The 12,961-nt window shown below is 58.8% G+C and carries 9 protein-coding genes, 1 tRNA gene and 2 rRNA genes (1 of these 12 only partly in view); 7 read left to right on the top strand and 5 right to left on the bottom strand.

Features of this window, described 5'->3' with window-relative positions; genetic code table 11:
* The first annotated feature begins 43 nt into the window (after nt 1-43).
* From dut to pgi, 4 genes are all read left to right on the top strand, one after another.
* A complete protein-coding gene (gene dut / locus ACTG2S_RS02090) occupies nt 44-502 on the top strand; it encodes a dUTP diphosphatase (RefSeq protein WP_005339498.1) in 459 nt (152 codons plus the stop codon).
* 68 nt (nt 503-570) lie between these two features.
* Nucleotides 571-1,167 carry a nucleoid occlusion factor SlmA gene (slmA, locus tag ACTG2S_RS02085; protein WP_005339495.1) on the top strand — a complete coding sequence of 199 codons (597 nt, stop codon included), beginning with the start codon at nt 571-573 and terminating at the stop codon, nt 1,165-1,167.
* 165 nt (nt 1,168-1,332) lie between these two features.
* Nucleotides 1,333-2,169 (top strand): mechanosensitive ion channel domain-containing protein, encoded by an 837-nt coding sequence (locus tag ACTG2S_RS02080; protein WP_182938624.1) that lies wholly within the window; start codon nt 1,333-1,335, stop codon nt 2,167-2,169.
* Nucleotides 2,170-2,516: 347 nt separating this feature from the next.
* Nucleotides 2,517-4,166 (top strand): glucose-6-phosphate isomerase, encoded by a 1,650-nt coding sequence (pgi, locus tag ACTG2S_RS02075; RefSeq protein ID WP_108572015.1) that lies wholly within the window; start codon nt 2,517-2,519, stop codon nt 4,164-4,166.
* A 156-nt stretch (nt 4,167-4,322) separates the two neighbouring features.
* Here the strand turns inward: pgi and ilvC are convergent, their stop codons facing one another.
* The gene (gene ilvC / locus ACTG2S_RS02070; protein WP_274161680.1) at nt 4,323-5,804 is read right to left on the bottom strand and encodes a ketol-acid reductoisomerase; all 1,482 of its coding nucleotides are present in this window, start codon (nt 5,802-5,804) and stop codon (nt 4,323-4,325) included.
* Between the two features lie 221 nt (nt 5,805-6,025).
* Between ilvC and ilvY the strand changes: the two genes are divergently transcribed.
* On the top strand, nt 6,026-6,919 hold the full coding sequence (ilvY, locus tag ACTG2S_RS02065; RefSeq protein ID WP_005342097.1) for an HTH-type transcriptional activator IlvY: 894 nt from the start codon (nt 6,026-6,028) through the stop codon (nt 6,917-6,919).
* Here ilvY and ACTG2S_RS02060 read toward each other — a convergent pair.
* Nucleotides 6,908-7,768: a hypothetical protein gene (locus tag ACTG2S_RS02060; RefSeq protein WP_274161681.1), complete on the bottom strand. Its 861-nt coding sequence runs from the start codon at nt 7,766-7,768 to the stop codon at nt 6,908-6,910. The two genes, ilvY and ACTG2S_RS02060, sit on opposite strands and share 12 nt — an antisense overlap.
* Before the next feature lie 192 nt (nt 7,769-7,960).
* Between ACTG2S_RS02060 and ACTG2S_RS02055 the strand changes: the two genes are divergently transcribed.
* Both ACTG2S_RS02055 and ACTG2S_RS02050 read left to right on the top strand, forming a co-directional pair.
* On the top strand, nt 7,961-8,152 hold the full coding sequence (locus ACTG2S_RS02055; RefSeq protein WP_274161682.1) for a hypothetical protein: 192 nt from the start codon (nt 7,961-7,963) through the stop codon (nt 8,150-8,152).
* Between the two features lie 73 nt (nt 8,153-8,225).
* On the top strand, nt 8,226-10,808 hold the full coding sequence (locus ACTG2S_RS02050; RefSeq protein ID WP_274161683.1) for a bifunctional acetate--CoA ligase family protein/GNAT family N-acetyltransferase: 2,583 nt from the start codon (nt 8,226-8,228) through the stop codon (nt 10,806-10,808).
* A 266-nt stretch (nt 10,809-11,074) separates the two neighbouring features.
* Here the strand turns inward: ACTG2S_RS02050 and ACTG2S_RS02045 are convergent.
* From ACTG2S_RS02045 to ACTG2S_RS02035, 3 genes are all read right to left on the bottom strand, one after another.
* Nucleotides 11,075-11,151, bottom strand: a tRNA-Asp gene (locus ACTG2S_RS02045).
* A 97-nt stretch (nt 11,152-11,248) separates the two neighbouring features.
* A 5S ribosomal RNA gene (gene rrf, locus ACTG2S_RS02040) occupies nt 11,249-11,363 on the bottom strand.
* 121 nt (nt 11,364-11,484) lie between these two features.
* Nucleotides 11,485-12,961: ribosomal RNA gene (locus tag ACTG2S_RS02035) — 23S ribosomal RNA — on the bottom strand; it runs 1,413 nt beyond the window's last position.

The raw sequence follows: 12,961 nt of genomic DNA, 5'->3' as shown, positions 1-12,961 counted from the left end.
CCAAGAGGGGCGCCAATACAAGATCCAACTGAAAAAGCGATTCATGACTACACAAATTGAACTGAAGATTCTGGATGCCCGTATCGGTACCGAGTACCCGCTGCCCGCCTACGCCACACCGGGCTCTGCCGGTATGGATCTGCGCGCACTGCTGGATGCGCCGCTGACTCTGGCTCCGGGTGATACCACCCTGGTGCCGACCGGTCTGGCCATTCACATCCAGGATCCGGGTCTGTGTGCCACCATCCTGCCCCGCTCCGGCCTCGGCCATAAGCACGGCATCGTGCTGGGCAACCTGGTCGGTCTGATCGATTCCGATTACCAGGGTCAGCTGATGGTATCGGTCTGGAACCGCGGCAAAGATGAGTTCACCATGCAACCCGGCGAGCGCATCGCCCAGCTGGTGATCATGCCGGTGGTTCAGGCCAGCTTCCAACTGGTCGATGAGTTCAATCAGAGCGAACGGGGTGAAGGCGGTTTTGGTTCTTCTGGTCGCCAATAACAGACCACACCAGCCCGATGGGCGGTGCCTAATAATAGAATCAAGCCATTGTTTTTTTAGGGGAATCCATGGCAAGCAGTAATCAGAAACAGAGTCGGCGCGATCAGATCCTGCAGGCGCTCGCCCATATGCTGGAAACCAGTCCGGGTCAGCGCATCACCACGGCCCGTCTGGCGGCCGAGGTCGGCGTCTCTGAAGCAGCCCTCTATCGACATTTTCCCAGCAAGGCGCGGATGTTCGAGGGGCTGATCGACTTTATCGAGGATTCCCTGCTGTCACGGGTCAATCTGATCATGGCGGAAGAGAAGGACACCATGGCGCGCTGTCACCATATCCTGCAGCTGCTGCTGGTGTTCGCCGAGCGCAATCCCGGCATCACCCGCATCCTCAATGGCGACGCCCTGCTGGGCGAGCACGATCGGCTGCGGGATCGCATCAGCATCCTGTTCGACAAGCTGGAGACCCAGATCAAGCAGGTGCTGCGCGAAAAGCGGCTACGCGAAGGTCAGGGCTTCCAGCTCGACGAGACTATGCTGGCCAATCTGCTGCTGGCCTACACCGAAGGCCGCATCAGCCAGTTCGTGCGCTCCGAGTTCAAGCTCAAGCCGACCGCCGGTTTTGAAGATCAGTGGCAATTTATCCGCAGCCAACTGCTGCAGAGCTGATGGTTTTTTCGCATCATTCAGCAAAAAGAAGGGAGGCTTTGGCCTCCCTTCTTTTTTGTGTCAGGTTTTTATGGCAGAAAAGAAGTACCAGATGCGACCCGTACTGTCGCGCTGCGGTGTTAGATTTATCCACCATAAACCTTTTAGAACCTGACAGGACATCCTATGGAACCCGAAATCATTACCGAAGCGCAGACCTGGCTGGTCAATAATCAGGGACTGCTGATCGAATACGGCGTCAATATCGCCGCCGCCCTGCTGACCCTGCTGGTCGGCTATATCGCCGCCAACCTCATCAGCGGTGGCGTGGTCAAGGTGATGCAGGCCCGCAAGCTGGACACCACAGTCACCCACTTCGTCGGCAGCATCCTCAAATACGCCATTCTGGTGTTCGTAGTGATCGCCGCGCTGGGCCGTGTCGGCGTGCAGACCGCCTCCTTCGTCGCCATTATCGGTGCCGCCGGTCTGGCCATCGGTCTGGCGCTGCAAGGCTCGCTCTCCAACTTCGCTGCCGGCTTCCTGCTGATCATCTTCCGCCCCATCAAGGCGGGCGAGTTTATCGAAGTGGCAGGTACCGCGGGTGTAGTACAGTCCGTTCAGCTCTTTACCACTACCCTCACCTCAGGTGACAACAAGATGGTGGTAGTACCGAACTCCGCCATCCTCAACGGCACCATCGTCAACTACTCGCGCATGGATACCCGCCGCGTCGACATGACCTTCGGTATCGGCTACGGCTCCGACCTGCGCAAGGCCAAGCAGATCCTGGAGCGTCTGGTGAACGAAGAGCCGCGCATCCTGAAAGATCCGGCCGCCACCATCGCCGTCGCCGCACTGGCCGACTCCTCGGTCAATATCGTGGTGCGCCCGTGGGTCAAGACTGGCGACTACTGGGGTGTCTGGTTCGACTTCCACGAGAAGGTGAAACTCACCTTTGATGCCGAAGGGATCGAAATTCCCTTCCCGCAGATGGTGATGCACATGCAAAAACCGCAGGCGTGATCGCGGTAAAGCAGCAACCCACAATGCCAGCCTTCGGGCTGGCATTGTCGTTTCTGGCCCCAGCCCATGGCCATGTCGGTGCATAACCACGCCAACCGGATGAAAACAATTTCAGGCTATCGGGGTGGCCCCAATCATGAGCAAGCGCAAGATCCGCCTTGCTTTCGTGACACATAATCCCAATGTTCTGGTTGTATGCTCCCGACAGTGACCCATTGCGGTAAAAGACAATCGGTAAAAATCTGTTACACGGGCCGCCCGATCGGCTCGCTATAATGCTCGGATAATAAGGTTTGGCGGGACCTTGCCTGCAAGGTTCAAACACAACTTGGCATTTCAGGAATCCTATGAAAAATATCAATCCAACCCAAACCCAGGCCTGGCAGGCACTGGAAGCCCATTTTGCAGCAAACAAAGAGACCCGACTCAAGGATCTGTTCGCGCAGGACCCGAAGCGCTTTGACAAGTTTTCCCTTACCTTCGGCGGCGACATCCTGGTTGATTACTCGAAGAACCTGATCACCGAAGAAACCCTCAAGTTGCTGGTTGATCTCGCCAAAGAGACCGATCTTCGCAGCGCGATCGATGCCATGTTCAATGGCGAAAAGATCAACATGACCGAAGGGCGCTCCGTACTGCACGTTGCTCTGCGCAACCGCTCCGACCGCCCCATCGAGTGCGACGGCAAGGACGTGATGCCGGAAGTGAATGCCGTACTGGCCAAGATGAAAGGCTTCTGCGAGAAGATCATCTCCGGCGAGTGGAAAGGCTACACCGGCAAGGCGATCCAGCACGTGGTCAACATCGGTATCGGTGGCTCCGATCTGGGCCCGGTGATGATCACCGAGGCACTGCGTCCCTACAAAAACCACCTGCAGATGCACTTCGTCTCCAACGTCGATGGCACCCACATCGCCGAGACCCTGAAGAAGATCGATCCGGAAACCACCCTGTTCCTGGTGGCCTCCAAGACCTTCACCACCCAGGAGACCATGACCAACGCCCTGACCGCCCGCGACTGGTTCATCAAGATCGCCGGTGACAAGGCCCACGTTGCCAAGCACTTCGCCGCGCTCTCCACCAACGGCAAGGCCGTGGCCGAGTTCGGCATCGACACCAACAACATGTTCGAGTTCTGGGACTGGGTTGGCGGCCGCTACTCCTCCTGGTCTGCCATCGGCATGCCCATCGCCCTGTCCGTCGGTTTCGAGAACTTCGAAGCCCTGCTGCAAGGCGCCTTCGAGATGGACATGCACTTCGCCACTGCCTCCTATGAGCAGAACGTGCCGGTGCTGCTGGCGCTGATCGGCCTGTGGTACAACAACTTCTACGGTGCCGAGTCCGAAGCCATTCTGCCGTACGACCAATACATGCACCGCTTCCCTGCCTACTTCCAGCAGGGCAACATGGAGTCCAACGGCAAGTACGTGGATCGCAACGGCAAGCCGGTTGACTACCAGACTGGCCCCATCATCTGGGGTGAGCCGGGCACCAACGGCCAGCACGCTTTCTACCAGCTGATCCATCAGGGCACCAAGCTGATCCCCTGCGACTTCCTGGCACCAGCCATCAGCCACAACCCGATCGGTGACCACCACCCGAAACTGCTGGCCAACTTCTTCGCCCAGACCGAGGCGCTGGCCTTCGGCAAGAGCAAGGAAGAGGTCGAAGCCGAGTTCCTGGCTGCTGGCAAAACCCTGGAGCAGGTCAAGGATCTGGTGCCGTTCAAGGTGTTCGAAGGCAACCGCCCGACCAACTCCATCCTGTTCAAGAGCCTGACCCCGAAAACCCTGGGTGCCCTGATCGCCATGTACGAGCACAAGATCTTCGTACAGGGCGCAATCTGGAACATCTTCTCCTTCGACCAGTGGGGCGTGGAGCTGGGCAAACAGCTGGCCAACAAGATCCTGCCGGAGCTGGGCAACAACGAGGCGGTCACCAGCCACGACTGCTCCACCAACGGTCTGATCAACACCTGGAAAGCGTGGAAAGCCTGATTTATCCGGCCTTTCTGAATGCAAAAGCCCCGCTCGATGAGCGGGGCTTTTTTATGACTGTCAGGCTGATTTTTCTGGCTGGCCGGTCGGGTGTCCAGTCCGACCGGCGACGGGGATCGTCATCCCCGCCCCTTCATCCTCCAGCCCGATGCTGGCTTAACCACCAACAGCGATGCGCTTCATGTCCTTCATGTAGCCACGCAGTACCTGACCGATTTTCTCGATCGGGTGGTTGCGGGTCGCTTCGTTGGCCGCCAGCAGCGCCAGGTTGTCGACGCTCTGCCCTTCCGCCTTGCTGGCACCCAGATCGCCCGCTTTCAGGGTCGGCATGAAGTACTCGCGCAGCAAGGGCACGGCGGCGTTGGCGAACAGGTAGTTGCCGTACTCGGCGGTGTCGGAGATGACCACGTTCATCTCGTACAGACGCTTGCGAGCAACGGTGTTGGCGATCAGCGGCAACTCGTGCAGGGATTCGTAGTAGGCGGACTCCTCGTAAATACCGGAGGCCACCATGGTCTCGAACGCCAGCTCGACACCCGCCTTGACCATGGCCACCATCACCACGCCATTGTCGAAGTACTCCTGCTCGGCAATCTTGCCAGCGAACACCGGGGCGTTTTCGAAGGCGGACTTGCCCGTCTCTTCGCGCCAGCCGAACAGCTTGGCATCGTCTTCGGCCCAGTCGGCCATCATGCCGCGGGAGAACTCACCGGCGATGATGTCGTCCATGTGCTTCTCGAACAGCGGGCGCATCAGGGTCTTGAGCTGCTCGGAGAGCTCGAAGGCGCGCAGCTTGGCGGGGTTGGAAAGGCGATCCATCATCAGGCTGATGCCCCCCTGTTTCAGGGCTTCGGTGATGGTCTCCCAGCCGAACTGGATCAGCTTGCCGGCGTAGGCCGGGTCGGTGCCTTCGGCAACCAGCTTGTCGTAGCAGAGCAGGGAACCGGCCTGCAGCATGCCGCAGAGGATGGTCTGCTCGCCCATCAGGTCAGATTTCACTTCCGCCACGAAGGAGGACTCCAGCACCCCGGCACGGTCGCCGCCGGTAGCAGAAGCCCACGCCTTGGCGATGGCCATGCCTTCGCCCTTGGGATCGTTCTCCGGGTGAACGGCGATCAGAGTCGGTACGCCGAAACCGCGCTTGTACTCCTCACGCACCTCGGTGCCCGGGCACTTGGGAGCCACCATCACGACCGTGATGTCAGAACGGATCTGCTGACCCTCTTCCACCACGTTGAAGCCGTGGGAGTAGCCCAATGCGGCGCCCTGCTTCATCAGCGGCATCACGGTCTTCACGACGTCGGAGTGCTGTTTGTCCGGAGTCAGGTTCAGCACCAGATCGGCGGTCGGGATCAGCTCTTCATAGGTGCCGACCGCGAAGCCGTTGTCGGTGGCTTTCTGCCATGAGGCGCGCTTCTCGGTGATGGCGGCCTTGCGCAGGGCGTAAGAGATATCCAGCCCGGAGTCACGCATGTTCAGACCCTGGTTCAGACCCTGAGCACCACAGCCCACAATCACCACCTTCTTGCCCTTCAGCACGTTGCAGCCGTCCGCGAACTCTTCGCGCTGCATGAAACGACACTTGCCCAGTTGGGCCAACTGCTGACGCAGGTTCAAGGTGTTGAAATAGTTAGCCATGGTGATTGCTCCGTTCGATTGATTCCATGCCGGATAGCGGCGTTGTCTGAACCACTATAGCGCGGGACACTTATTGCCTGAACTGATATATTCGAAACAGTACGTTGCAATAACTGAAACGATCACCCTTCATAATTGCCTGCTGAATGTACCGCGAGATGGCAGAAACAAGCCGCCAACCGCTGGATATCGGGCACATATGCCGCGCCAGGAGCTGAAAGATGGACCTTCGCAATCTCGAGCTGTTTCTCCACCTCGCCGACTCCCTTCATTTCGGCAAAAGCGCCGATGCCATGGCGGTCAGCCCCTCCACCCTGAGCCGCGCCATCCAGCGGCTGGAGCAGGAGACCGGCTGCATCCTGTTCGAGCGGGACAACCGCTCGGTACGGCTCACTCCCGCCGGCGAGAAGCTGCGGGAGTTTGGTGGCGGCCTGTTGCAGGAGTGGCGTCAGCTCAAACAGGAGCTCAAACGCAGCGATGAACCGCTGCAGGGGCGGCTGCGGGTGTTCTGCTCGGTCACTGCCAGCTACTTTCTGCTGCCCGAGGTACTGGAGCGCTTTCGCCGCCGCTACCCCCAGCTGGAGATCAAGCTGGAGACCGGTGACCCGGCGCTGGCGGTGGACAAGATCCTGGCCGATGAGGCCGATCTCGCCATCGCCGCCCGCCCCGATGCCCTGCCCGCCAAGCTGGAGTTCGCCAGCCTGCAGCTGGTACCGCTGGTCTTTATCGCACCGCGCAACGCCCCGCAACTGAACCAGTGGTTCCGTCAGGGAGAACCTGATTGGGAGCAACTGCCAGTCATCCTCTCCGAGCAGGGGCTGGCCCGCAAACGCAGCGATCAGTGGTTTCGCAACAAGGGGATCGCCCCCAACATCTATGCCGAAGTGGCGGGTAACGAGGGAATCGTCGCCATGGTGGCGCTCGGCTGTGGCGTGGGACTGGTGCCGGCGGCGGTGATCGACCACAGCCCGCTCGGCGACAAGGTACGGATCATCGACCTCAAACCCGCCTTCAAGCCATTTGATGTGGGGATCGGGGTGCTCAAGAAGCGGCTGGAGGAGCCGCTGATCCGCGCCTTCTGGGATACCGCGCAGAATCAGGGCTCACTGCGCTGACACCGGATTATAGATAAGGGCCGGATCGACCATCATGACGCGACTGGGCTGCGGCAAGTCGGGGTTGTGCAACTCGAGGCGCACCCGCTCATCCAGTTTCAACCGCCGAATGGTGCTGCCAAATCCCTCTTCAAAGACCCGGTCAAAAGCACCAGACTGCCGCGCTCGCAGCAGGCCAAGCTCGATGCGCTGGGCCAGCTCCGGATATTTTGGCGAGACAAAGAAGAGCAGCGCCAGCGGATAGCGAAACACCAGACGGGGCTCGATGGCGAGATCGGGATGCTGCCTTAGCTCATCCTCGATCTCGATGACCGAACGCAGGAAGCAGTCAAAGCGCTTCTTGCGCAGCATGTTGAAGAGCGCCTCATAAAGATTGCCCACCGTCACCTTGAGGCCGTTAGCCCGCAGCAACTGGGTGTCTGGCCAGGATCTGTGCTGGCCGATGGAGAGCCCGGCGCGATGCCAGTCCGCCAACGATCCGATCGCGGCAAAACGCCCCTCATCCCCCTGCCGAACCAGACACACCCGCCATCCCAGCAACCCCTTGGCCAGCGGAATGTGGATTGCCAGCAACTCCCGTTCTCGCTCACCATCGGGGGCAAAAACACCGACCTGAACCAGCTCGCCGCTGTGCAGCTCCTTCACCGCCCGCCCCTGCTCCATCTGCGGGCTGGAGACCAGCTGGTAAGGGCCATAATCGGGCACGGTGAGATCGAGGGAGAGCCGCAGCAACTGGACGACGGCGGGGTTGGGGTGATCCAGCAGCAGATTCCAGGCGCGGATAGGCTGCTCGGTTGCCGATACGCCAACCGTCCACAGTGCCATGCACCACCACCAGACTCTGATCATCCTGTGCACCAACTATGCCTCGTGCTCCTCGCCATACTATAACGCCAGCCAGCGCCTCAACGGCGCCCTCTCTGAAAGATGTGTGAGCGCTCTCGTGTCAAATCTCGTGTCAAAAGTGACAATAGGCAAACCCGGCAGGTTATCGCAGACTGGACGTTCATCAACAAACGCCAAGGCGCAGGGAGGAGAGCCATGAAACAGCATCTGGTAGAGATCAAGGGTTCAACCCTGTTTGACGAGTATCTGCAAAGCATGGGCGTGCCCAGCACGGCGCTCGACCGGGAGCAGGATATCTATCTGCAGGAACGCCACCTGAGAGCCATTCGCCGGGTACAAGGCGAACTGCGCTTTTATTTGCGTGCCAATGCCCTGAACAAACGGTGATCAGGATCCGGTCACAGAACCCGCAGCAAAGGCGTATTAGACTGGTATCTTCCCCCTTTTGTCGGGAGTGCCCATGAAAGCAAGCGGTCTGGATCGGCTGTTCAAACCCCACTCAATCGCCGTGATCGGCGCCTCGACCGACCCGCTCAAGGCGGGTCATGTGATCGTGCGCCACCTGCTGGCGGGCCAGTTCAAAGGGCCCATCCTCCCTGTCACCCCGCGCAACAAGTCCATCGCCGGCGTGCTGGCCTATCCCGATATTGCCAGCCTGCCGCTAACCCCGGATCTCGCCATCATCTGCACCAGGCGGGAGCGGGTCTTGCCGTTGCTGGAAGCGCTTGGCCAGAAGGGGGCGGGGGCGGCCATCATACTGGCCGCCGACTTTTCCCCCGAGGAGCGACTGGAGCTGAAACGGGTCTGCCAGCAATATGACATTCGCCTGCTCGGCCCCAACAGCATGGGGATGCTGCTGCCCGGCCAAGGGATCAACGCCAGCTTTTCACCCATTGCCGCCAAGCCGGGGCAAGTCGCCTTTCTGTCGCAATCCGCCGCCGTCAGCACCACCATTCTGGATTGGGCCAAGCAGCATGAGCTGGGCTTCTCCGCCTTCATCTCCCTTGGCGATCACTGCGATATCGACTTCGGCCAGCTGCTGGATCAACTCTCCCGCGATAGCGTCACCCGCGCCATTTTGATCTATATGGACAAGTTGCACGACGCCCGCCACTTTCTCTCGGCGGCGCGGGCAGCCTCGCGCAACAAGCCGATCCTGGTACTGAAAAGCGGGCGCCACGAACCGGCCCACGGTCTCGACAATGTCTATGATGCCGCCATCCGCCGCGCCGGCATGTTACGGGTGCGGGATACCCACGAACTATTCGCCGCGGTAGAAACCTTGAGCCACTCCATGACCCTCAAGGGAGAGCGGCTCGCCATCATCTCCAACGGCCGAGGGCTGGCCAATATGGCGGTAGATGTACTACTGGAGCGTGGCGGCAAGCTGGCTCGCCCGCCGCTCGACATCGGCAGCGATGCCACCATCGCCACCTATCAGGAGGCGTTGGACAGCGTGTTGCAGGAGGATGGCATCGACGCCATCCTGATCATCCACGCCCCCTCGCTCACGGCACCGAGCGCGCCGCTGGCCAGCCATCTAATCGCCCATCTGAAACAGCACCCCAGAGCGCGCCGTTTCAACATCCTCACCAACTGGGCGGGTGAATACTCGGCGCAGGAGGGACGTAAACTCTTTACTGAAGCGGGCTTCCCGACCTACCGCACACCGGAAAGCGCCATGGCCGCCTTCATGCACATGGTGGAATACCGCCGCAACCAGAAGCAGTTGATGGAGACACCGGCGTCACTACATGGCAACCAGCTCAATGTCGAGCTGTGCCAGCAGCTGATCCGTCAGGCGCAGGAGCGCAAACAGCTAAGATTGGATACCCATCTGGTTCACCCAATTTTACAAGCCGCAGGTCTCTCGACCCTGCCAACCTGGATCGTCACCGACGCCATCGAAGCGACCCTGACCGCCGAGCAGATCGGCTATCCGGTGGCGGTGAAACTGCGATCGCCCGATATCCTGCACAAGTCTGCCGTGCACGGGGTGGTGCTCAATCTGCGCACCTCGGCCGAAGTGGCGCAAGCTGCAGATGCCATTCTGGACAGGGTCAAACAGCATGATCCGGGCGCCCGCATCGAAGGCTTGCTGGTGCAACGCATGGCTCGCCGCAGCGGCGGCCTCGAGCTGCGGGTACGCATCCAGCAAGACGCCATCTTTGGCCCCGTCATTCTGTTGGGTGAGTCGGGTGCGGAACCGCAGGAGATGGTGGCTGCCCTGCCACCGCTCAATCAGGCACTGGCTCGTTACCAGATCATAGGAGCCCTCAAGAGCCGCAAGATCCGTGAGCAAGCGACGCCGGAACGACTGGATATCGATGCTCTCGGTCAGGTGCTCTGCCAGCTCTCCGAACTGCTGCTCGCCTTTCCTGAAATTCAGGAGCTGGACCTGCACCCGCTGCAAGCGTACGGCGCCGAAATGGTGGTGCTGGATGCCAGCCTCACACTGAGTGACCCTACCATCCCGACAATCAACCGACTGGCAATCCGCCCCTATCCTACCGAACTGGAGGAGGGTGCCTGGCTTAAAGATCAGCGCCATATCCTGCTGCGCCCGATCCGGCCGGAAGATGAACCGGCTCACAAGCAGTTCGTGCTGCGGGTCTCCGATGAAGACAGGTACAAACGCTTCTTCGCCGATGTGGGCGAGCTGGGTCATGAAGAGCTGGCTCGCATGACCCAGATCGATTACGACCGGGAGATGGCCTTTGTGGCGGTGGGGCAAGATGGCGAGCTGCAGGATCAAATCCTCGGCGTGGTACGCGCTATCTCGACCCCGGACATGAGCGATGCCGAGTTTGCCATTCTGGTGCGATCGGACTTGAAAGGGGTGGGGCTCGGCAAATTGATGATGGAGAAGATCATCCGTTACGCCAAAGAGCAGGGGATTGGCCAGTTATCTGGCATGACCATGCCCAGCAATCGTGGCATGGTCAACCTCGCCAAACGGCTTGGCTTCAAGATCGATGTGCAAATGGAAGAGGGGGTGGTCAATATGGAACTGCCCTGCAACCAGCAGGCAGCAGAAGGCTGATTTGACCATCTGTAGAGTCGTTCAAATGGCAGTGAATGAAACTGATAGGGCTCGGATATAGCCAGAAAATGGTGGGAATAATCGGCTATCTGGCACTCTTACTTGGCAGAGAAAAGCCAGATATCGGTGGTTTAAGGCGCTAAAAATACAAAAGCCCGGTCATGAAGCCGGGCTTTTGTATTTGTTCTGGTATGCAAACCTGTGGGTCACTTGATAAAAACGCCCATAGTAAAAGGCCTTCCCAATCGGGAAGGCCTTCGAATTAGTGGCGGAGCGGACGGGACTCGAACCCGCGACCCCCGGCGTGACAGGCCGGTATTCTAACCGACTGAACTACCGCTCCGCATTCGGTTAGCTTTCGCTAAATCTTCTGCTGCTTCTTTTGAGGTGTCAACCTCGCAGCCAGTGATGTGATTCTTCACATCACCGTTTAATTGGGTGCCTGGCAGTGTCCTACTCTCGCATGGCGAATGCCACACTACCATCGGCGCTACCGCGTTTCACTTCTGAGTTCGGCATGGGATCAGGTGGTTCCACGGCGCTATGGCCGCCAGGCAAATTCTTAATCTAGAAAGCTGAAGTGAATAACAACTTGGCTAGTTTGCCTTGTCACTATCACTGAATTGGTAGTTCGCTTAGGTTTGCTACAAGCCTTAGAACACTTCTTGGGTGTTGTATGGTTAAGCCTCACGGGTAATTAGTACGGGTTAGCTCAATGCATCGCTGCACTTACACACCCCGCCTATCAACGTTGTGGTCTCCAACGGCCCTTTAGGACCCTCAAGGGGTCAGGGATGACTCATCTCAGGGCTCGCTTCCCGCTTAGATGCTTTCAGCGGTTATCGATTCCGAACTTAGCTACCGGGCAGTGCCACTGGCGTGACAACCCGAACACCAGAGGTTCGTTCACTCCGGTCCTCTCGTACTAGGAGCAACTCCCTTCAATCATCCAACGCCCACGGCAGATAGGGACCGAACTGTCTCACGACGTTCTGAACCCAGCTCGCGTACCACTTTAAATGGCGAACAGCCATACCCTTGGGACCGACTTCAGCCCCAGGATGTGATGAGCCGACATCGAGGTGCCAAACACCGCCGTCGATATGAACTCTTGGGCGGTATCAGCCTGTTATCCCCGGAGTACCTTTTATCCGTTGAGCGATGGCCCTTCCATTCAGAACCACCGGATCACTATGACCTACTTTCGTACCTGCTCGACCTGTCCGTCTCGCAGTTAAGCTGGCTTATGCCATTGCACTAACCTCCTGATGTCCGACCAGGATTAGCCAACCTTCGTGCTCCTCCGTTACTCTTTGGGAGGAGACCGCCCCAGTCAAACTACCCACCAGGCACTGTCCGCGGCCCAGATTCATGGGCCTGCGTTAGAACATCAAACATACAAGGGTGGTATTTCAAGGACGGCTCCAGCGCAACTGGCGTCACGCCTTCAAAGCCTCCCACCTATCCTACACATGTAGGTTCAATGTTCAGTGCCAAGCTGTAGTAAAGGTTCACGGGGTCTTTCCGTCTAGCCGCGGGTACACCGCATCTTCACGGCGAATTCGATTTCACTGAGTCTCGGGTGGAGACAGCATGGCCATGGTTACACCATTCGTGCAGGTCGGAACTTACCCGACAAGGAATTTCGCTACCTTAGGACCGTTATAGTTACGGCCGCCGTTTACCGGGGCTTCGATCAAGAGCTTCGCTTGCGCTAACCCCATCAATTAACCTTCCGGCACCGGGCAGGTGTCACACCCTATACGTCCACTTTCGTGTTTGCAGAGTGCTGTGTTTTTGATAAACAGTCCCAGCCATCTGGTCACTGCGACTCCCAACTGCTCCATCCGCAAGGGACTTCACTGTCAGGAGCGAACCTTCTCCCGAAGTTACGGTTCTATTTTGCCTAGTTCCTTCACCCGAGTTCTCTCAAGCGCCTTGGTATTCTCTACCCGACCACCTGTGTCGGTTTGGGGTACGATGACTTGTAATCTGAAGCTTAGAGGCTTTTCCTGGAAGCAGGGCATCAATGGCTTCCGCACCGTAGTGCGTTCGTCTCGTGTCTCAGTGTTGTGTCTCCGGATTTGCCTAGAAACACCACCTACGCACTTTCACCAGGACAACCGTCGCCTGGCCCACCTAGCCTTCTCCGT

This window comes from Aeromonas sp. 82P (genome assembly GCF_051919365.1).
GTDB classification, from domain to species: Bacteria; Pseudomonadota; Gammaproteobacteria; order Enterobacterales; family Aeromonadaceae; genus Aeromonas; species Aeromonas veronii.
This window is presented reverse-complemented; position numbering and strand designations above follow the sequence as displayed.

Bases quoted from the DNA above. Each gene is read 5' to 3' on its own strand.
- dut (WP_005339498.1), top strand. From the start codon at position 44: ATGACTACACAAATTGAACTGAAGATTCTGGATGCCCGTATCGGTACC.
- slmA (WP_005339495.1), top strand. From the start codon at position 571: ATGGCAAGCAGTAATCAGAAACAGAGTCGGCGCGATCAGATCCTGCAG.
- ACTG2S_RS02080 (WP_182938624.1), top strand. From the start codon at position 1,333: ATGGAACCCGAAATCATTACCGAAGCGCAGACCTGGCTGGTCAATAAT.
- pgi (WP_108572015.1), top strand. From the start codon at position 2,517: ATGAAAAATATCAATCCAACCCAAACCCAGGCCTGGCAGGCACTGGAA.
- ilvC (WP_274161680.1), bottom strand. From the start codon at position 5,804: ATGGCTAACTATTTCAACACCTTGAACCTGCGTCAGCAGTTGGCCCAA.
- ilvY (WP_005342097.1), top strand. From the start codon at position 6,026: ATGGACCTTCGCAATCTCGAGCTGTTTCTCCACCTCGCCGACTCCCTT.
- ACTG2S_RS02060 (WP_274161681.1), bottom strand. From the start codon at position 7,768: ATGATCAGAGTCTGGTGGTGGTGCATGGCACTGTGGACGGTTGGCGTA.
- ACTG2S_RS02055 (WP_274161682.1), top strand. From the start codon at position 7,961: ATGAAACAGCATCTGGTAGAGATCAAGGGTTCAACCCTGTTTGACGAG.
- ACTG2S_RS02050 (WP_274161683.1), top strand. From the start codon at position 8,226: ATGAAAGCAAGCGGTCTGGATCGGCTGTTCAAACCCCACTCAATCGCC.